This window comes from uncultured Stenotrophomonas sp. (assembly GCF_963519925.1).
Taxonomy (GTDB): domain Bacteria; phylum Pseudomonadota; class Gammaproteobacteria; order Xanthomonadales; family Xanthomonadaceae; genus Stenotrophomonas; species Stenotrophomonas maltophilia_AE.
In genome coordinates this window covers 33,047-53,128 of record NZ_CAUQPH010000014.1, presented here as the reverse complement: position 1 = coordinate 53,128, position 20,082 = coordinate 33,047, and the positions used below count along the sequence as shown (strand labels likewise).

Annotated in this window: 17 protein-coding genes, 1 tRNA gene and 1 pseudogene; 11 read left to right on the top strand and 8 right to left on the bottom strand. The window is 65.1% G+C overall.

All coding sequences use genetic code 11. The features are described 5' to 3' along the window. A pseudogene (locus tag RWO33_RS04920) lies at positions 1-295 on the bottom strand (energy transducer TonB); the annotation flags it as partial. Between the two features lie 115 nt (positions 296-410). Between RWO33_RS04920 and serS the strand changes: the two are divergent. Beyond that, a complete protein-coding gene (gene serS / locus RWO33_RS04915) occupies positions 411-1,691 on the top strand; it encodes a serine--tRNA ligase (RefSeq protein WP_314102678.1) in 1,281 nt (426 codons plus the stop codon). Between the two features lie 305 nt (positions 1,692-1,996). Here serS and RWO33_RS04910 read toward each other — a convergent pair whose 3' ends face one another. Then, the gene (locus tag RWO33_RS04910; RefSeq protein ID WP_314102675.1) at positions 1,997-2,584 is read right to left on the bottom strand and encodes an NAD(P)H-dependent oxidoreductase; all 588 of its coding nucleotides are present in this window, start codon (positions 2,582-2,584) and stop codon (positions 1,997-1,999) included. Positions 2,585-2,708: 124 nt separating this feature from the next. On the opposite strand from RWO33_RS04910, the gene RWO33_RS04905 reads away from it, so the two are divergent. Next, positions 2,709-3,701: a LysR family transcriptional regulator gene (locus RWO33_RS04905; protein ID WP_068854691.1), complete on the top strand. Its 993-nt coding sequence runs from the start codon at positions 2,709-2,711 to the stop codon at positions 3,699-3,701. A gap of 79 nt (positions 3,702-3,780) precedes the next feature. Further along, a tRNA-Ser gene (locus RWO33_RS04900) sits at positions 3,781-3,870 on the top strand. Between the two features lie 267 nt (positions 3,871-4,137). On the opposite strand, the gene RWO33_RS04895 is transcribed toward RWO33_RS04900, so the two are convergent. From RWO33_RS04895 to RWO33_RS04880, 4 genes are all read right to left on the bottom strand, one after another. Further along, the gene (locus RWO33_RS04895) at positions 4,138-4,623 is read right to left on the bottom strand and encodes a lysozyme inhibitor LprI family protein (protein WP_314102672.1); all 486 of its coding nucleotides are present in this window, start codon (positions 4,621-4,623) and stop codon (positions 4,138-4,140) included. 14 nt (positions 4,624-4,637) lie between these two features. Continuing rightward, positions 4,638-5,024, bottom strand: a complete 387-nt coding sequence (locus RWO33_RS04890; protein WP_314102670.1) for a DUF6180 family protein — start codon at positions 5,022-5,024, stop codon at positions 4,638-4,640. A gap of 38 nt (positions 5,025-5,062) precedes the next feature. Next, a complete protein-coding gene (locus RWO33_RS04885) occupies positions 5,063-6,235 on the bottom strand; it encodes an OmpA family protein (protein ID WP_314102668.1) in 1,173 nt (390 codons plus the stop codon). Positions 6,236-6,409: 174 nt separating this feature from the next. After that, positions 6,410-6,580 carry a CsbD family protein gene (locus RWO33_RS04880; RefSeq protein WP_145481708.1) on the bottom strand — a complete coding sequence of 57 codons (171 nt, stop codon included), beginning with the start codon at positions 6,578-6,580 and terminating at the stop codon, positions 6,410-6,412. Positions 6,581-6,800: 220 nt separating this feature from the next. Between RWO33_RS04880 and RWO33_RS04875 the strand changes: the two genes are divergently transcribed. Then, positions 6,801-7,709 (top strand): NAD(P)/FAD-dependent oxidoreductase, encoded by a 909-nt coding sequence (locus tag RWO33_RS04875; protein ID WP_314102666.1) that lies wholly within the window; start codon positions 6,801-6,803, stop codon positions 7,707-7,709. Between the two features lie 33 nt (positions 7,710-7,742). Here the strand turns inward: RWO33_RS04875 and RWO33_RS04870 are convergent, their stop codons facing one another. Next, on the bottom strand, positions 7,743-10,433 hold the full coding sequence (locus RWO33_RS04870; RefSeq protein WP_314102664.1) for a UvrD-helicase domain-containing protein: 2,691 nt from the start codon (positions 10,431-10,433) through the stop codon (positions 7,743-7,745). A 135-nt stretch (positions 10,434-10,568) separates the two neighbouring features. Continuing rightward, positions 10,569-11,789 carry an MFS transporter gene (locus tag RWO33_RS04865; RefSeq protein WP_314102663.1) on the bottom strand — a complete coding sequence of 407 codons (1,221 nt, stop codon included), beginning with the start codon at positions 11,787-11,789 and terminating at the stop codon, positions 10,569-10,571. A gap of 603 nt (positions 11,790-12,392) precedes the next feature. Here RWO33_RS04865 and RWO33_RS04860 point away from each other — a divergent pair. The 7 genes from RWO33_RS04860 to RWO33_RS04830 all read left to right on the top strand — a co-directional run bounded on the left by RWO33_RS04860 (position 12,393) and on the right by RWO33_RS04830 (position 20,037). Then, positions 12,393-14,066: a type IV secretory system conjugative DNA transfer family protein gene (locus RWO33_RS04860; RefSeq protein ID WP_314102661.1), complete on the top strand. Its 1,674-nt coding sequence runs from the start codon at positions 12,393-12,395 to the stop codon at positions 14,064-14,066. A 403-nt stretch (positions 14,067-14,469) separates the two neighbouring features. Beyond that, a complete protein-coding gene (locus tag RWO33_RS04855) occupies positions 14,470-14,922 on the top strand; it encodes a hypothetical protein (RefSeq protein WP_314102659.1) in 453 nt (150 codons plus the stop codon). A 70-nt stretch (positions 14,923-14,992) separates the two neighbouring features. Then, positions 14,993-16,054: a VirB8/TrbF family protein gene (locus tag RWO33_RS04850; RefSeq protein ID WP_314102657.1), complete on the top strand. Its 1,062-nt coding sequence runs from the start codon at positions 14,993-14,995 to the stop codon at positions 16,052-16,054. Beyond that, positions 16,051-16,830 (top strand): TrbG/VirB9 family P-type conjugative transfer protein, encoded by a 780-nt coding sequence (locus RWO33_RS04845; protein ID WP_314102655.1) that lies wholly within the window; start codon positions 16,051-16,053, stop codon positions 16,828-16,830. The genes RWO33_RS04850 and RWO33_RS04845 overlap by 4 nt, the downstream gene beginning before the upstream one ends. Beyond that, a complete protein-coding gene (locus RWO33_RS04840) occupies positions 16,827-18,065 on the top strand; it encodes a TrbI/VirB10 family protein (protein ID WP_314102654.1) in 1,239 nt (412 codons plus the stop codon). The genes RWO33_RS04845 and RWO33_RS04840 overlap by 4 nt, the downstream gene beginning before the upstream one ends. 15 nt (positions 18,066-18,080) lie before the next feature. Further along, on the top strand, positions 18,081-19,124 hold the full coding sequence (gene virB11, locus RWO33_RS04835) for a P-type DNA transfer ATPase VirB11 (RefSeq protein ID WP_314102653.1): 1,044 nt from the start codon (positions 18,081-18,083) through the stop codon (positions 19,122-19,124). A gap of 1 nt (position 19,125) precedes the next feature. Continuing rightward, positions 19,126-20,037 (top strand): lytic transglycosylase domain-containing protein, encoded by a 912-nt coding sequence (locus tag RWO33_RS04830; RefSeq protein ID WP_145481717.1) that lies wholly within the window; start codon positions 19,126-19,128, stop codon positions 20,035-20,037. Positions 20,038-20,082 lie beyond the last annotated feature (45 nt).

The window sequence follows — 20,082 nt, the reverse complement described above, 5'->3', positions numbered from 1 at the left end:
GTGGCGGGGCGGTCTCCACCAGCTGCGGCTGCTCGTCCACCGGCAGCGGGCGGGCATCGGGCATGTCGCTGGAACCGGCGGCGGCGGGCAGGGGTTCAGGCAGGGGCTCGACCTCGGCGACCTGCTGCGGGGTCTGCGCCGGCCCGGCCTTGTAGAAGTCGTTGTTGCGGGTGCTCAGCCACACCACCAGGAACAGCAGCACGCCCACGCCGAAGGCGATCCCGGCGATCAGGAGGCTGCGGCGGGGCAGCTGGAAGGTGATGTTCTTGCCAGACGAGGAACGGGAAGCGGACATGAGCCATACCATGGTGAACCCCTCGATTCTGCCACGCCGGGAATGAACCGCGCGGCAGAAAAGCCGATTACAGGCGATAATCCCCCTCCAGACCCACAAACAGCCCTCTGACGCCATGCTTGATCCAGCCCTGCTTCGCCAACAGCCCGCCGAACTCGCCGAACGCCTGCGTACCACGCGCGGTTTCGAGCTGGACGTCTCCGGGCTGGAGTCGCTGGAAGCCGACCGCAAGCGCATCCAGATCCGCACCCAGGAGCTGCAGAGCCTGCGCAACAGCCGCTCCAAGGCCATCGGCCAGGCCAAGGCCAAGGGCGAAGACGTGTCGGCGATCATGGCCGAAGTGGCCGCGTTCGCCGATGAGCTGAAGGCCTCGGAAGTGGCGCTGGACGAGCTTCGCGAGAAGATCGAAGCCATCGCCATGGGCATCCCCAACGTACCGGCCGACGATGTGCCGTTCGGCAAGGACGAAACGGATAACGTCGAACAGAAGCGCTGGGGCACCCCGCGCAGTTTCGATTTCCCGGTGCTCGACCATGTCGAGCTGGGTGCCCGCAACCAGGGTCTGGACGGCGAAGCCGGCGCCAAGCTCTCCGGTTCGCGCTTCACCGTGCTGCGCGGCCCGGTGGCGCGCCTGCATCGCGCCCTGGCCCAGTTCATGCTCGACCTGCACACCGGCGAGCATGGCTACGAAGAAACCAACGTGCCGGTGCTGGTCAACCCGGAATCGCTGCGGGGCACCAGCCAGCTGCCGAAGTTCGAGGACGACCTGTTCAAGACCGCGGTCGGCGATTCCACCCGTTACCTGATCCCTACCTCGGAAGTCTCGCTGACCAACATCGTCCGCGACGAGATCGTCGACGCCGAGCGCCTGCCGCTGAGCATGACCGCCCACTCGCTGTGCTTCCGCGCCGAAGCCGGCAGCGGCGGCCGTGACGTGCGCGGCATGATCCGCCAGCACCAGTTCGAGAAGGTCGAGCTGGTTACCGTGTGCGCGCCGGCCGACAGCGACGCCGAACACCAGCGCATGACCCGCTGCGCCGAAGTGGTGCTGGAAAAGCTGGGCCTGCCGTACCGCAAGGTGCTGCTGTGCACCGGCGACATGGGCTTCTCGGCGATCAAGACCTACGACCTGGAGGTGTGGCTGCCCTCGCAGGACACCTACCGCGAAATTTCGTCCTGCTCCAACTGCGGCGACTTCCAGGCCCGACGCATGCAGGCCCGCTGGCGCAACCCGGAAACCGGCAAGCCGGAACTGGTGCACACCCTCAACGGCTCCGGCGTGGCCGTGGGCCGCGCGATGATCGCAGTGATGGAGAACTACCAGAACGCCGACGGCAGCATCACCGTACCGGATGCGCTCAAGCCCTACATGGGCGGCCTGGAAAAGATCGCATAAAGAAAACCCGCCGAAAGGCGGGTTTTTTTTGGAATCAAACCAACCCGGCCACACCGGGTTGACGCACCGCGACCAACCCCGGTAGGGTCGCATCCCAATCGACCGCCGATAACAATGGCAACGTTCTTTGGTGGCATGAACCCCAATCAACATCACCCCCGCAGCAGGCACCAAGCCCGCCGCGCCGATACCCAAAAAAAAAACGGCCCCGCAAATGCGGGGCCGCAGGGGTGGGCCGGAATGGGGAGGGGAAGCCCGGCCCGGGCAGGTCGTCCGACGAGGACTCAACGCCTGCCCTGGAACACTCAGACTTCAGCCAGTTCTTCGAACTCGGCGGCCGGCAGGCTGGCCAGCGCCGCGGCAATGGCCTCTTCACGGTGCGTCGGCGAGTAGGCAATGCCTTCGGCGCGCACGAACTCCACGTTGTCGATGCCCATGAAGGCGAACACCTGGCGCAGGAACGGCTCCTGGAAGTCGGCCGGCGAATCGGTGTAGATGCCGCCACGCGAGCTGGCGATGATCACCCGCTTGCCTCCGGCCAGGCCCACCGGGCCGTTCTCGGTGTACTTGAAGGTGCGCCCGGCCACTGCAATGCGGTCGATCCATGCCTTCAGCGTCGAAGGGATGCTGAAGTTGTACATCGGCGCGCCGATCACGATCACATCAGCGGCGAGGAACTGCTGCATCACCGCCTCGGCGTCGGTCGCCTCGGCCGCATCGGCCTGCGCCAGCGAACCACTACTCAAATGGGGAATGGGGTTACGATCGAGATCGCGGTAGGTTACGTCGAGGTTCTCGACGGTCTCATTGAATCGTGCGACCACTGCCGCAGACAGCTGGCGGGAAACCGAGTTGTCGCCCAGCACGCTGGCATCGATGTGAAGAAGCTTCATGGCAATCACCTGTATCCGGGGAAGGGCGGTCAAGGCGCCGCCGACGGAGAGCAGGTTAGGTTGTTGCGTCGCTGGGATAAAGGTGGTTGAATACCACGTATTGTTCTATATCTGGAACTTCGGTATGCACGACCTCAACGACCTTTACTACTTTGCCATGGTGGTGGATCACGGCGGCTTTGCTGCGGCCGAGCGCGCCCTGGGCATCCCCAAATCCCGCCTCAGCCGGCGCATCAGCCAGCTGGAAACCGACCTGGGAGTGCGCCTGCTGCAGCGCTCCACGCGCCGTTTCGCGGTGACCGACGTCGGCACCAGCGTGCACCGCCACGCGCAGACCATGCTTGCCGAGGCGCAGGCCGCGCGCGAAGTGGTGGACCGGCTCAGCGCCGAGCCGCGCGGCCTGGTCCGTGCCAGCGTGCCGGTTTCGCTGGCGCAGATGCAGCTGCCCAAGCTGCTGCCGAAATTCCTGGCCCAGTACCCGAAAGTGCGTCTGCAGCTGAACATCAGCAACCGCCGGGTCGACATCATCAATGAAGGCTATGACGTGGCCCTGCGCGTGCGCTCGCGACTGGACGACGACGGCAGCCTGGTGATGCGCAGCTTCGGCCAGGTGCAGGAACTGCTGGTTGCGAGCCCGAAATACCTGGATCGTGCCGGGCGCCCGAAGGACCCGGACGAACTGGCCAACCACGTCACCCTCAGCATCAGCGAAGACGAAGCCCGGCAGCGCTGGGAGCTGCACGGGCCGGAAGGTGCGGTGCGCCGTGTCGACCTGCAGCCGCGCGTGGCCGGTTTCGACTTCCCGCTGCTGCAGAGCATGGTCAAGGACGGCTTCGGCATCACCATGCTGCCCGAGACCGTCTGTGCCGATGCCGTGCGCAGCGGCGAGCTGGAAGTGGTGCTGCCGGAATGGTCGCTGCCGCAGGGCATCTGCCACGCCGTATTCGCCTCCCGCCGCGGCCTGCTGCCGGCAGTGCGGGTGTTCATCGACTTCCTGGCCGAGCACCTGCCGCCGCAGCTGGAAGCTTCGCGCCTGGACTGCGGTGGGGCGTGCGAGCGGGCCAAGGAAAAGATCCGGGCGAGCGCCCTGGGTGCGCTGGCGGTGGACGCTGGCTGAGGCTGTCGGGGTCGGCCTTGGGCAAACCCGGCCGACCATGCGAGAATACGCGCCCGGCCCCGGCCGGCGCGGGACATCCGGAGAGATGGCCGAGCGGTTTAAGGCACCGGTCTTGAAAACCGGCGAAGGGTCATTCCTTCCGTGGGTTCGAATCCCACTCTCTCCGCCACCGACCGCTAAATCACTGATTTGAAATTGAAATCGTGAATTGAGCCAATGGGGAGGCGGGAAGCATGCAGAGAAACCCGGCATGCGTATCCCACATCACGTGAGCCCGTCCGCCACCGCTCGAAAGACCCCGGTCCAGCGTGTCCCTGTAGCTTTTCAAGCCGTGCTCCATTGCCGGCTGATCAAGTGAACCGTTGGGACCAACGATGTGGGTTGGCCGCATGTACGTGCAGTGTTGTCACTTTGAATGCCGTTGGACAACTTGCGTCTATTGATCGTTCGCGATCGATAAATACTCTTCCAAAACATTGGCGCGTTCGCAGAGGCGGAAAAGTTGTCTCTGCATGACTTGAAAGCTGCTCACTCCTTCGCTTCCATAGAGTGACGCCTCAAAGGCGTTGCTGGTGCTGTGGAAATCGAGCCAGGCGCGGTTGGCGCTGTTCAGATCTTCCTTGGCCGTACCATGCTGCTTGCTGAGCAGCGATTGGTAAGCAGCGCTCAATCGCGCGTCTTGTCGTTCCTTTTCCACAGATTGACATGCAGCAAGAGCGATGTCGTCTGATTCCGCTTTTTCGACGCAGCCATAGAAGGCATTGCTGATGCCTGGGGGCGCTTGACGCTTGATGACCTGAGCGGTGCTTTCATACGCCTGCGCGGCTGATCCATACATGACAAGTACGAGGCTGATGGCGAAAATTCTGGTGTTTTTTCTCATGGTGAAGACTGCCGTCCGTGCGATGTCAGGAATAATCATTCTTGTTCAAGGTGCTACCTTCCGGCAGCCTTTCTAACCTCCGCCGCAACCCGCGCCTTGATCTTGTCCACTTCCGGGCTGTTCGGACGCGTGTAATCAAACGCCTGGATCACGAACACGGTCTGATCGCCGGCGCTGATGCAATACGAAACCAGCGAGCGCCCATCCCCTGGCGGCGCCGACACATGCAGGACCAGCGTCTTCTGGTCCTGGTCCACCCGCGTGGTGTATCCCACCGCAGCGGCGCCACGCGACACGGCCGCGCGGCACGCAGGCAGGCTCAGTGTCTTGGCGGGGAAGCGGTCGACGTCATAGCCCAGGCTGAAGTCCTGGCCTGAAGCGGTCGGCGCACCTGCCACGGAAGCGACGATGGCGATGGCGGTGATGAATCCTGCTCTCATGGGTCACTCCTTGGCGATCATCCTAACCGGGCGTCAGCTCACGCCCGTACGAATATCTCAACCCGCCGATTCATCTGTCGCCCGGCGGGATTGTCTTTTTCCTCAAACATGTTGGGTGCGACCGGCTCGCTTTCGCCATAGCCCTTTGCCGCAGCATCCTGTGCCGCGCCGCGTTGACGAAGCGCATTCACCACGGCCGCAGCCCTGCGCTCGGACAATGCCTGGTTGTAGGCGTCGTCACCCTTCGAATCAGTATGGCCTCGAATCTCCATTCCCTTGGCCTCGACCTGTTTCAGCGCATCAGAAAGGGTATCCAGCAGCCGCGCAGCGTCAGGGCGGATGTCCGACTTGTCGAAGTCGAACAACACGCGGTCGTTGAGCGTGATCAGGTAACCGCAGGGCGCGCCGGGCGGCGCGAACTTCTTCAGTGAAGGGAACCTGCCGGCAGGCTGCAGGCGAGGCATCGGTGGCATTTTGACCGGGCGCGCCGGAGGCCCGATGGTGCCGGTGCCGTCGCCATGATTGGTGATCAGGCCAGCATCGCCGTTCCAGGTGCCCGACCCATCCGCGTTGATCCGCAGCAGCCCGTCGGGACCGTTCCAGGTGCCGCTGCCGTCGCCATTGTTGGTGATCAGGCCGCTGTCGCCGTTCCATGTGCCGGCGCCTTTTCCGTCCAGACGGATCAGACCGGCCGGGCCGTTATAAGTACCGGAGCCATCGGCCTCCACGCGGATGATCGCCTCTTCGCCATCGCCGCTGCCGCCGGCACTGCCATTGATGGTGCCACTGCCATCCGCATTGACGCGGACCAGCCCACCCTCGAAGTTCGCGGTGCCGCCGCCATCGGCGTTGATGACGAACAACCCTTCCTCGCCGTTGCGCATCAGCTGGCCGTGCTCATCGACACGGGTGATGCCGCCGTCGCTGATCAGCGCGCCCTCACTGCTGCAGCGCGCAGGCGACACTGTCACGCCACGCACCGGGTCGAGGATCGATTGCATTGAAGATTCAAGAGCGCGCTGCGCTGGCGTGACACCGATGATCTCGGGCACGACGATGTTGGGCACGATGGGAAACGCAGGAACGTCGCTGCTGGTCTCATCAGTCGGGGTGCCAGCCGCCCGGGACTCACCCGATGCCGTGGTTGCTCCGCCTTCGACGATCTTCGAGGCGCTTGTATCAGGTTCCCGGAAGCACCCTGCCAGCAGCACCAGCCAGCAGCACCAGAAGGAGAGGGGCGGCCGGAAAGGGCAACACACGCTTCGGTGCAATCATGGATCAGGCAGGCCCGCGTCGGTGACTGGCTGCGAATCATATCCATGAAGCATTTCGCCGACGTGAAGCCACCGCTCCCGAGCCATTGCCCGGGAGCAGCTGGCGCGGAATCAATGACGCGCGTTGTCCTTGGCCTTGCCAACATCGCTCTGAACCTTGCCTACTTCCTTCTGCACCTTGCCTTCCAGCTCCTGCGACTTGTCGCCGGTCACTTTGCCAGCAACTTCCTTCACGGTGCCCTTGACCTGGTTCTTCGCGCCTTCAGTACGATTCTTGTCCATGTCCAAATACCTCGTGGTTGAACCCGTTGTGGGTGAAACCATCCTGCGTGGGCGGCAGTGGCGAAGTGGTGAACTACTGCCTCACGCGGAACGCACGCTTTCCGTCCGTTCATGTACACGGTGCAACAGGGCCGCTTGAACCGGGCCTCGACCACGTGAGTACTGCTTCACGACACGACCGTATGCTGGCGAAATCCCCCTGCCAAGGTTTCAAACGCGCATGAGCCGCACAGCGCACGACCATTTCGACGTCATCATCGTGGGCGGCAGCTATGCCGGCATGTCCGCTGCGCTGCAGCTGGTACGGGCCCGGCGCAGCGTGCTGGTGATCGACAGCGGCCTGCCGCGAAACCGGAATTCCCTTGAAGCTCACGGCTTCATTGGCCGGGAAGGCATGCATCCTGCGGAAATCGCCGCACAGGCGCGCACCGAACTGCTCAGCTATCCGACCGTGACCTGGATTGAGGGCCGGGCGTCCCGGGCTCGCGTGGTGGAGGAGGGTGTCTCCTTCGAGGTGGACTGCGACGACGGCCGCACGATCGCTGCCGATCGGCTGGTGCTGGCCTATGGCGTGACGGATGCATTGCCTCCCATCGACGGCCTGACGGAACGATGGGGGCGCAGCGTGTATCACTGCCCATACTGCCACGGCTATGAGTTGTACGAAGGCAACATCGGCGTGCTCGGCTGTGCCAAGGATGGTGGCGTAGGGCAGGCGTTGCTGCTGTGCGACTGGGGAAAGATCACCCTGTTCTGCCCGGATCCGGCCAGCATCGAGCCGGAAAAGCGCGAGCGACTGGATGCATGCGGTGTGGTGATCGAATCGACTCGCGTCCAGCGTGTCGAAGACACGGCCACAGTAGTGCTGGCCGACGACCGACGCGTGGTGCTCGATGCGCTGTTCCTGCTGCCGACCTCCACCTTGTCCTGTGATCTGGCCCAGCAGCTCGGCTGCGAGCTGATGGACGCAGGTTGCATCACCGCCGATTCCGCCAAGCAGACCACGGTGCCCGGGGTGTTCACCTGCGGCGACGCCGGGCGCATGGCCGGCAGCATCGCGCTGGCGGTGGGCGAGGGGGCGTTGGTTGGCGTCGCGGTGCACCGATCGTTGTTGGGCCTGCTGGATTGATTGATTGATGCGCCAGCCACGCAAGGCGTGGCTCTACCGGGGTAATGCCGCCGCCGTCTGCCGCGGCTTGTACTGGCAGCGCGGGTAGCTCGAACAAGATGCGAACTCCCCGTAGGGCCCGGTACGCTGCACGATCACCCCGCCGTCGCAGACCGGGCAGGCCTGCTCATGGATCGGCTCGCCGCTGCTCGTGGTGATCTCCACGGCGCCGTCGTGCACCAGCTCGTCGAGGAACGGCGAGCGCTTGCCCTGCACGGTGAACATCGCCACCGAGCGTCGCGCGCGGGTCAGGGCCACGTAGAACAGGCGGCGCTCTTCGCCCAGCGGGAAGCTGTCGGCGTGCGGCATGGCCAGTCCCAGCACCGGGTCGTCGGCACGGGCGCTGGGGAAGCTGCGCTCCAGCATCGCCGGCAGGATCACGATATCGGCCTCGGCCCCCTTGGCGCGGTGCGCGGTAAGGAAACCCAGCTCCAGCTGCGCGCCGAACCGTTGCGCCCAATGCGCGGGCAGGTAGCTGCGCTCGGCGTTGTAGCGGCCCAGGATGAACACGGAGAGCCGCCCATTGCGTCCGGGTGCGATGGCCCCGCTTCGCAGTTGCTCTTGCAGCCGTTGCAGGTACTGGTAGATCGCATCCTGCAGCCGCTCGCGCGAGGCTACCTGGAACGCCTGCAGCGCCGGACCCTGCGCGGGCGCGGTCGAGCGCACCTGCTTGGCGATCTGTGCCGGATTCTTTGCGATGAAGTGGCTGGAGGCATCGCACAGCGCCTGCGGGCAGCGGAAGGTCTGCGACAGGTGCAGCACCTGCGACGGCCCGAAGGTGTCGGCGAACCCGGTCATGACGCTCACGTCCGCGCCGGCGAACCGGTTGATCGACTGCCAGTCGTCGCCCACCGCGAACAGGTGGCGTCCCGGCGCCTGCACCAGGGCCCGGCACAGCCGCGCGCGGGCGCGCGAGGCGTCCTGGAACTCGTCGGCCATGACCATCAGGTACGGCGCCTGGTAGCGGCCCTGTTCGAGGTAAGCAGCAGCCTGGTTGAGCATGTCCTCGAAATCGATGCCGCCCGCTGCAGCCAGCGCATCATCCCAGGCGTGCAGGATCGGCGTGGCCAGTTCCAGGAACAACCGGTAGCGGTGTTTGAAGCGGTCTTCGGGCAGGCGGCGCAGGCGCTCGGCCAGCCCGGGTCCGTCCAGGCCATTGCTTTTGGCGTGGCTGATGAAGGTGCGCAGCAGGCCGATCATGTCGCTGTCCGGCATCGGCCGGGCGCCTTCGGCGGGCAACTCGCGATCCGGATTCGGGTCCAGCGACCTTCCCTGTGCGCCCAGCGCCTCGGCCAATGTGTCGAACAGCGCACCACTGCGCAGCTGCGCGCCGGTGGTACGCAGGCCTGCCGCGTCGCGGCCTTCCCCATCGCCGTGCACGTGATACAGCGACGTACCGGGGTAGAAGAACGCCGCCGAACCTGGTTGCCAGCGGTCCGTGACCGTATCCAGCTTCGGCAGCGCGTCGTAGGTGTAGTCCACCCCGTTGTAGAACAGCCAGTCGGCGATCACGCACGTTTCGATGCTGTCCACCCGCTCACCGCGCAGGGTGCGCATGTAGCGGGTGCCGTCGCTGTCCCAGCCATCGGCCGGGGCGACGTGCCCCTGCGGCGGCAGGTCGCGTGCGAACACCAGCCGGAACATGTCCCACTGCGTGCGGAAGTGCAGCGAGCGGTCCTTGAGGCGGTCGATGATGTCGGCCAGGTGATCGAAGCCCTTCGTGGCATCCACCGCCCAGGCGGGCACCTCGGGCATGCGCCCGGTGACGCTGCCGATGATCTGCCGACCCAGCGCATGGAAGGTGCAGGCGGTGACCTCGCCAACCGCCAGCCCCAGGCGCTCGAAGGCGGCATCGGTACGTTGCTGCAGTTCGCTGGCGGCTTCCTTGTTGAATGCCAGCATCACGATCTGGTCCGGCGCCATCAGCCCGCATTGCACCGCGTAAGCGGCCTTGGCCACCATGGTCGAGGTCTTGCCGGAACCCGCGGCGGCCACCACCAGCATCCGGCTGTCGAAGCACAGCACCGCCCGCGCCTGTTCCGCGCTCAGCGGCTGGCGTTCCACCTGCGCCAGCAGGCCGGCGGCCGCACTGTGCGCATCGGCCAGCTGGGCCTCGTTGCGTGACGCCCAGTGTGCAGTCCAGTCCCCCGACCAGCGCAGCAGATCGTCCTCGATCGCGGCCGGCGCGCCCTGCAGGTACGGGCGCAGCGCAGGGTCGTCGAAGATCGCCCACAACCCATCCTCGCCCAGGGCCGGTAGCGGCCGGCACGCCAGCAGCGCATGCTGCTGCTCGAAGGTGAGCCAGCGTCGGTCCGCATCGGCGCGCCCAAGTACCCCATCGACCTCGTCCAACCACTGGCGGATATCGGCGAGCGCGGCATTCGCATCGCCCAGCCGCTGGTCCTGCTGCCGCGTATCGACGCCGGCCTGCCACAACTGCTGCAGCTCCTTGGCCTGCGCCGTCGGCAGGCCGCCCAGTTGCAGGTCGCCGTCCTCGGTGGCGATGCACAGCGTGGCCCATACCGGTCCGCGTTGGACGCGCCAGGCCGTGGTCGCGGCGACATCCAGCGAGTAGACCTGCGTGTCCGCTGTCAGCTCGAAGCGGTCGCCGACCCGGCGCAGCTGCCAGTCCGGCGAGCGTGCGAGGCGGCGCCCCCAGGGCGAAGGGGACCAGTGCTGCGTCATCAGTACATCCAGGAAAAGCGGGCGGTCGTCGGCGCGGAGCCGGACCGGCGAAGCGGGGAGCGCCATGATAGGAAAAACCGCGAAAAAAAACCCCGCCGCAGCGGGGTTCGTTCATTGCAGCAGGCGCGCGTCCGCTCAGCGTTCGCAGGCTACCGCGGCGGCGCTGCGCGACTGCCGCTCCACCAGCACCGCCACGCCCCATAGCAGCAGGCCGCCGACGGCCGTGGCCGCGCCGACGTAGCCGGTCACCGCCGGGCTGAAGCCGGCGCCGATAGCCATGCCGCCGAACCATGGGCCGAGGGCGTTGGCGGTGTTGAAGGCAGCGTGGTTGGAGGCCGCCGCCAGCGTCTGCGCTTCCCCGGCCACGTCCATCAGGCGGGTCTGCAGTACTGCGGCCAATGCGCCCATCGTGCCCACGGCGATGATCATCGGGAAGATCGTCCACACCGAATGCGCTGCCAACGGGTAGGCCACCAATACGAGGATCGACCAGACCAGCACGATGGCGGCAGCGCGGAACTGGAACCGATCCACCAGCCAGCCGCCCGCGACGTTGCCGATGATCGCGCCGATGCCGAAGATGCCCACCGCGACCGGCATCCACGATTCGGCCAGCCCGGTCACCTGCACCAGCGTCGGTGCCAGATAGGTGAACACACAGAACATGCCGGCAAAGCCGACCGAGCCGATCGCCAGCGCCAGCCAGACCTGCGGCTTGTTGAACGCGCGCAGCTCGCGCATCGGTGAGGTGCGCACCTCGTCCGGATCCGGCAGCAGGAAGCGCGCGATCATCGCCACGGTGGCGATGGCCAGCACGCTGACCAGGGCGAAGGCCGTGCGCCAGCTCAGCTGCTGGCCAAGCCAGGTGGTGAGCGGATTGCCGACCAGGATGGCGATCGACAGGCCCAGCAGCACCTTGGATACCGCCGCGCCGCGCTGGGCCGGCGGGCTGATGGCGGCCGCCACCAGCATGGCCACGCCGAAGTAGGCGCCATGCGGCAGCCCCGCCACGAAACGGGCGACCAGCATGGTCGCGTAGTCCGGCGCCAGCGCGCTGGCCAGGTTGCCAACGGCATAGAAGCCCATCAGCGCCAGCAGCAGGGTGCGGCGTGCGTAACCGGCGCCGGCAAAGGCCAGCACGGGTGCGCCGACCACCACGCCGACCGCATAGGCGCTGATCAGGTGGCCGACCTGGGTTTCGCTGATCGAGAGCCCACGGCTGATCTCCAGCATCAGGCCCATGCTGGCGAATTCACTGGTGCCAATGGCAAAGCCGCCCAGCGACAGGGCAAGGATGATCAGCGTGCGCTGGCGAGGAGTCAGCCGCGCGGCCAGGGGAAGGTGGGTGGGGCTCATGGGCAGGGTGCGGAAACGTGGCCCGCTATTGTACTGCTGCAGCGCAGCATGCGCCCGCCTGGGGCAGGGGGCGCTATTGGAATGCTGTGGATCGAGGGGCGCGGCGCGGTGCGGCGGCCGAGAAATTTTCACGTGGCCTTCACGCGTGGAAAAGTGTGAGCCGCTGCACTCCCTCAAGCGGTCATGTTTCATGCGCGTGAAATCGCTCTGCACATTCCTTAATTAAAGTGATGAAGTGCACACTTTTGATCATTGGATTTGTCCCGCACGCGCGCATCTAAAGCATCGTCAAGCAGCGCGATGTGAAGAATGCAGCGTCGTCTTGCGTGCGTAGGCGTCTGCGTTGGACACGATCTTGTTCCATTGTCCCGCTGTGCGCATCATTGACGCGAATACACCCGTATTTACAGGCGTATTATCGGTTTTTTCTGATTGGCAGCGCTGCAAACGTGCATTAGGATGCGCGTCAATGACAGTGGTCCGGAAGTGTGCTCCGAACGTTTCCGACGTGTCATGAGGTGCAGAACGAACAGCGTGTCCGGTGACGGGGCAGGTGCGGGACACGCTAGAAGCGCTTTGAAAGCGCGTCATGGAGGATCACGTTTGTCCACGCAGAAGATTGTCGTCGTTGCTGTTGCAGTGCTCTTGACCGCGCTTGTCGGCTACTGCCTGTCTGGATACCTGACGCTGGTGCTGCTCGGCCTGGATACCAGCCTGTTCAAGTGGAACATCTATCAGCAGTACGTCCAAGCCATGGACCAGCCTGCGGTCGCGCCGTACCTGACCCGGATCAAGGTCGCCGGCGTGCTCGGCTTCGGGCTGCCGGCGCTGGCGTGGCTGGTCGCGCTGTTCTTCCTGGTCAAGCCGAAGAAGAAGTCGCTGCATGGGGACGCGCGCTTCGCCGGCGCCGCCGATCTGGCCAAGCATGGCCTGTTCAAGAAGTCCGACAACGGCATCGTGGTCGGCAGCTTTGGCGGCAAGCTGGTGCGCCTGAGTGGCCAGCAATTCGTGATCCTCGCCGCACCCACGCGTTCGGGCAAGGGTGTCGGCGTGGTCATTCCCAACCTGCTGGAGTACGGCGAATCGGTGGTGGTGCTGGACATCAAGCAGGAGAACTTCGACCTCACCAGTGGCTGGCGCGCCAGCCAAGGGCACGAGGTGTTCCTGTTCAACCCGTTTGCCGAAGACCGCCGCAGCCACCGCTGGAATCCACTCAGTTACGTGTCCGATGACCCGGCATTCCGTGTCTCGGAGCTGATGAGCATCGCGGCCATGCTGTATCCGGATGGCGCGGACGACCAGAAATTCTGGATCAGCCAGGCGCGCAACGCGTTCATGGCGTTCACCCTGTATCTGTTCGAGAACCGCGACGATGAACGTCGCCAGGGCTTCCCCGCTACCAACGGTGCGCCAACCCTCGGCGGGGTGTTCCGGCTGTCCACCGGCGACGGCAGCGATCTGCGGAAATACCTGAAATCCCTCTCGGAAAAGACCTTCCTCAGCGGCAACGCCCGTGCCGCGTTCGCCAACCTGCTGTCGCAGGCCGATGAGACCTTCGCGTCGATCATGGGCACCTTCAAGGAGCCGTTGAACGCCTGGATCAACCCGGTGCTGGACAAGGCCACCAGCGACAACGACTTCCTGCTCACCGACCTGCGCCGGAAGAAGATGACCATCTACATCGGCATCCAGCCCAACAAGCTGGCCGAGAGCCGCCTGATCATCAACCTGTTCTTCAGCCAGATCATCAACCTCAACACCAAGGAACTACCCAAGTCCAATCCGGACCTGAAGTACCAGTGCCTGCTGTTGATGGACGAATTCACCGCGATCGGGAAGGTCGACATCATCGCTTCGGCGGTGTCCTACATGGCCGGTTACAACGTGCGCCTGCTGCCGATCATCCAGAGCATGGCGCAGCTCGACGCCACCTACGGCAGGGACGTGTCGCGCACCATCATCACCAACCATGCGCTGCAGATCCTGTATGCGCCGCGCGAGCAGCAGGACGCCAACGACTATTCGGAGATGCTGGGCTACACCACCGTGCGCAGGAAAAACGTCACCCACGCGCGTGAGAAGACCCATACCTTCACCGAGGAGCGCCGCGCACTGATGTTGCCGCAGGAGCTGAAGGCCATGGGCAACGACCACGAGGTGTTCCTCTACGAAGGAATTCCGCACCCGGTGAAGTGCGACAAGATCAAGTATTACAAGGACCGTTACTTCACATCACGCCTGCTGCCGAAGACCGACGTTCCCATGCTGGCGCTTTGAGCGCTGCATAGCTGAACGCCTGTGACGCACGTCAATAAATTTTGCGGTGAAGGTTAAAAATTTGTCGCATTTGACGTTGAATTGACGCGAAGGTGTGGCATCGTATTTGTGATGGACGTTCCATGCGTCATGAAAACATCGTTATCAGCAGTGCTGTTCCAGGTGTACTGACGCAATAGAAATTCATGGATGGCTTTTCGCGGGTTGGTCGTGCGGCGCAGGGACCGGACAGGCGTTCGGGGCGATTGCACACCAGGCGGGCGGGGTCCCGGTTTCACGCGCGAAAAGTGTTTGACCTTACATCCGATGCACCCTCGTCGCGCCCTTGCAGGCCGCGATGCGGCCTCGTATTTCCGTTTTTTCAGATCAAGCCGCTATTCCGTACGCCATAGGGAAGTTCCGTATGAAGCAAGCGTTACTGTCCAAGGGGTCCATCAGCGTTGCCGCCGCAGCCGCGATGCTGATGCTCGCAGGTTGCGCCACCAAGCCCGCCCCGGATTTCGGGGGGCGCTGGAAGCCGGTGAACCGCTTCGCCAGCACCACGATGGAAATCCCGCTCTACACCAGCTACGTGTATCAGGCCTCGCCGATGGACGGCACGCTGAAGACCATGCTTGAGCGGTGGGCGAAGGACTCGGGGATGACGCTGGACTACCGTCTCAGCTCCGACTACACGCTGTATGGCGCGGTCTCCACGATCGGCACCACCAATCCGCAGCAGGCGGTGGTCGACGTCAGCGCCGCGTACGCGGGGCAGGGCGTGCTGGTGTCCATCGTCGGCAATCAGATCGTCGTGCAGCATGCGGCAGCGTCCACTGCTGCGGCAGCCGGCGCCGACGCCGCCGGCGGAAGCTGACACCGTTCCACGCAGCGCATGCCCGCAAGGGTGACGTTTCCAGGATGTTCGAGCAGTACGGAAGAATTCCATGTTTCGAAAGAAGGACGCAGGCACCAGCCCCAAGGTCGATCAGGCCATTGCCAAGGCCGTCAGCTATGAGTTGACCGTCGCCGATCTCGCGCGCCGCAGCGAGCGCCGCGCCTGGTGGGTGGCCGGCTCGTCGCTGGTGATGTCGCTGGCACTGGCCGGTGGCTATTACTACATGCTGCCGTTGAAGGAGAAGGTGCCGTTCCTGGTCATGGCCGACGCCTACACCGGTACGGCCACGGTGGCACGGTTGACCGGGAGCTTCGAAGGCCAGGCCATCACCGCCAGCGATGCGATCAACCGCAGCAACGTGGCTCAGTACGTCATGGCGCGCGAGTCCTACGACTTCGCGGTGATGGGCCTGCGCGACTGGCAGCTGGTGCACGTCATGTCGAGCAGGCCGGTCAGCGATGCCATCCGTGCGCGCTACGCCAACAACAATCCGCAGAGCCCGATCACGCTGTACGGAAAGGACCGGGCGATCCGGATCAAGATCCTGAGCATCACGCCGCTGGAAGCGCAGCCGAATGGCGGCTTCCGCGGGGCGTCGGTGCGCATCCAGCGCAGCATCTACGACAAGGTCAAGGCCAGTACCAATTACCTGGACAACCAGCTGGTGACCCTGCGCTTCCGCTATGACAACAACCTGGCGTTGAACGAACAGGAACGCATCCTCAATCCGCTCGGCATGGAAGTCTTCGAGTACCGGGTGGACAACGACTACGCGCGCGGCGTGCCGGGTCCGGATGACGCGGCACTCCAGCAGCAGGCCGAACAGTCGCAGCAGGCCGCCTGGGAGGCCAGCCAAGCCGCCGCCGCCGCTGCCGCGATCGACCCGGTCACTGGCCAGCCGGTGGCTGCGCCGCCAGGCTATCCGCAGGCGCAGCCGGGTCAGGCGCCGGGGTATCCGGGGCAGGCGCCCGCGCCCGCGCAGACCTACCCGTCGCAGCAGGCAGTGCCGGGGCCGCACCCGGTGCAGGGGCAGCAGATGCAGGGACCGCCGGCACCGACGCCGGCACAGGGAATTTCCACCGGACGTGCTGATGGAGCGAGCAACCGATGAGTAGTCGCAAGGTAAAGGGGAGCGTATTGGCGGTCGCGTCGATGCTGTCCATGATGTTTTCCACCGCCGTGTCGGCGCAGGCCGTGGACCATTACCAGTACGAGCAGGACCGCATCTACCCGGTGCGTACCGGCCTGGGCCTGACCACCCAGATCGAGCTGAGTCCGAACGAGAAGATCCTGGACTACAGCACCGGTTTCAGTACCGGCTGGGAACTCACGCGCCGTGAAAACGTGTTCTATCTCAAGCCGAAGAACGTCGACGTGGACACCAACATGATGGTGCGCACCGAGACCCACTCCTACATCTTCGAGTTGAAGGTGGTGGCGACCGACTGGCGTGAGCTCGAGCAGGCGCGTCGCGCCGGCGTGCAGTACAAGATCGCCTTCACCTACCCGAGCGATACCGAGTTCGGCATCGCCCAGGAAGCGGTCGAGGAGGAGGCCAAGCCGCTGCTGAGCACCGAACTGGCCAAGGACCGCCAGTACAACTTCGACTATTCGTATTCCACCCGGCGCGCCAAGAAGATGGGCTGGTTGATCCCGGTCAACGTGTACGACGACAGCCGCTTCACCTACGTCAAGCTGCCCAGCTCGCCCGAATTCAAGACCGGCATCTTCCCGGCCGTGTTCGGCCGCGATGAAGAGTACGGCGAGGAGTACGTGGTCAATACGACGGTGGAGGGCAACACCCTGATCGTCCATGGGACCTACCCGTATCTGGTCGTCCGTCACGGTGACAACGTGGTGGGCCTGCGAAGGAACGTCAAGAAATGAGCCAGCACACCACTCCCGGCAACGGCCCGAACGACCCGAACGACCCCCGCGATGAACGCCATGGCGCGGATCCGTCCAACCCCTATTTCGGCAATGCACACGCCACGGCGACCCCGGACCTGGACGCCGGCGCGCCGCAGCTGCGGTCTGCCGAAGAGCAGCGGCTGAACCGCAAGGCGCTGGCCTTCCTGGGCGGCATCGTGGTCCTGCTGATCGCGATGGGTTTCCTCCTGTTCCGCAAGGCCAGCACCGACGAGCCGGTCCGGCGCGCGCCAGAAACCACGCGTGCGGCCGCGCCGGAGCTGCCGCGGCTGGCGCCCAGCGCACCGCTGCCGCCGGCCGAAGCCGCCGAGCCGATTCCGATGCTGCCGCCGCTGCCGGAGGAGGAACTGTCGCGCAGCAGTCGTCGCGGCTTTGCCAGCGACCTGCCCGAGCGTGACCTTGATCGCGGCCCGACGCTGCTCGACCGCCGCATCGGCGCCGGCAACGGCACGGTGAGCGAGGTCGAACGCGCGCAGAGCGCGAGCGACGATTACACCAAGGCGATGCTCGCGGCGATCCAGGCCCAGAATGGCACCCCGCCCGCTGGCCCGCAGCGCGTGCGGCGCGGACCGGACGTCGACGACGTGTCCAGCGCGGCCTTCATCCGCTCGCCGGATGCGCTGCTGGTGCGCGGCACCTACCTGCGCTGCATCCTGGAAACCCGCATCATCACCGACTTCGCGGGCTACACCTCGTGCCTGCTGACCGAGCCGGTGTACTCCATCAACGGCCGCACCCTGCTGTTGCCGAAGGGGTCGAAGATCTACGGTTCCTACGGCGGTGGCCCGGTCGGCGAGCGCGTGGAGGTGATCTGGGACCGCATCACCACGCCCAACGGTATCGACGTGGCCATGTCCAGCCCGGGCATCGACGGCCTGGGCGGCGCGGGCATGCCCGGCCAGTACAGCGCGCACTGGGGCAGCCGGATCGCGTCCGCGCTGATGATCAGCCTGATCGCTGATGCCTTCAAGTACGCCGCCGCCGAAAACGGCCCGGAAACCACCACCATTACCGGCAGCGGCCTGGCCGTGCAGTCGCCCTACGAGAGTGCCACCGCACGCCAGATGGAGCGGCTGGCCGGCGAAGCGCTGAGCCAGCGTCGCCCGCCGACCGTGACCATCAACCAGGGCACGCGCATCAACGTCTATGTCGCCAAGGATGTCGACTTCACCGATGTGCTTGGACGCCGTTGACGGACTGACCTGATCATGGATGCCGAAGTGGCCCCTCTTGCCCTGGTCTCAAGCGATTTTCTGCACTATCAGTACGAAGTGCTGGGCATCGCCGAGTACATGCGCTCGCCCGAAGTGACGGAGATCTGCATCAACCGTCCGGGCGAGTTGTACCTGGAGACCCGGGCAGGTTGGCAGCGGGTGGAAGTTCCCGGGCTCACCTTCGAGCGTGCCCGCCAGTTCTGCACCGCCGTGGTGAATGAAAGCAACACCGGCCAGCGCATCACCGATGCCGACCCGGTGGTGTCGCTGACCTTCCCGACGGGGCAGCGCGCCCAGTTCGTGATTCCGCCGGCCTGCGATGCGGGCAAGGTGTCGATCACCATCCGCCTGCCGTCCAAGCACACCAAGACGCTCGGGCAGTACCAGGAAGATGGCTTCTTCAACCAGATCCTGGAGCAGGACGGCAGCCTGAGCGAGCAGGACCGGGAACTGCTGGAACTGCGCAGCTCGCGCGACTACGCCGAGTTCTTCCGGCGCGCGGTGAAGTACCGCAAGAACATCGTGGTGTCCGGCGCCACCGGCAGCGGCAAGACCACCTTCATGAAGGCGCTGGTCAACCATATTCCGGACGACGAGCGGCTGGTTACCATCGAAGACGCGCGCGAGCTGTTCATCACCCAGCCCAACGTCGTGCACCTGCTGTACTCCAAGGGCGGGCAGAGCACCAGCAACGTCACCGCCAAGACCTGCATGGAAGCCTGCCTACGCATGAAGCCGGAGCGGATCATCCTGGCCGAGCTGCGTGGCGATGAGGCGTTCTACTTCATCCGCAACTGCGCCTCCGGCCACCCGGGCTCGATCACGAGCTGCCACGCCGGCAGCCCCGAGCAGACCTGGGACCAGCTGGCGCTGATGGTGAAGGCGTCGGCGGAAGGGTCGGGGCTGGAGTTCGCGGTCATCAAACGGCTGCTGATGATGACCATCGACATCGTGGTGCACATCAAGGCGCACGCCGGCGCGCGCTACATCACCGGGATCGATTTCAACCCCGGGCGTACCCAGGGACAGGAGGGCTGACATGTTGCCAGGACTGGAAATGCTTGCGTGCCCGGAAATGGCCGTGCCCATGGACGTCATGCAGCACGTGATCAACGTGGAGTCGTCGCGCAACCCCTACGCCATCGGCGTGGTCGGCGGGGCGCTCGCGCGCCAGCCGAAGCAGCTGGATGAGGCGCTCGCCACCGTTCGCATGTTGGAAGAGAAGGGCTACAACTTCTCCGTGGGGCTGGCCCAGGTCAACCGTTACAACCTGCCCAAGTACGGGCTGGATTCGTACGAAAAGGCGTTCCGCCAGTGCGACAACCTGGTCGCCGGCTCGCGCATCCTGGCCGAGTGCTACCAGCGCTCCGGCGGCGACTGGGGCAAGTCGTTCAGCTGCTACTACTCGGGCAACTTCACCACCGGCTTCCGGCACGGCTACGTGCAGAAGATCTACGACTCGATCCAGAAGGGCCAGCGCGTGGCGGCCAACGGCAGCGTGGCGCCCATCAACGTGATCGACCGCGGCACGCGGCGCACGGTGAAGGTGGAGCACCACCCGCAGACAGCGGTCGGGATGCAGGGCCGCATCGTGGCCCAGACCGCGCCCTCGCAGATGGCCCCCGGGGTTCCCGAAGATCCGGCCCGTGCCTACGTGGTCTATCCCTCGACCTCGGCCATGGCGCGCGGCAGCCTGGTCAACCTGGCGGACCAGGCGCTGTCGCGCGTGGTACTGGGTGCGGTCGACAACGCCATGCCGCCGCCCCAGCCGCTGCCTGCGCCACCGGTAGCGGCCGCGCCCGGCGGGGCGGAAGCCCCGGTCCGGCTGAGGCCCTGGAGCGAACGCAATGCACCGGCAGCGCTGCCGGTGGAACCCGCAACGTATTCCGCACCGGTGGCGCCGCCGCCGGTACAACCGATTCCCGCAGGGGATGCGGCCTTCGTGTTCTGACGAAGGCATGGCGTGGCCAGGCCCCCGATTGGCCAATTCAACAAT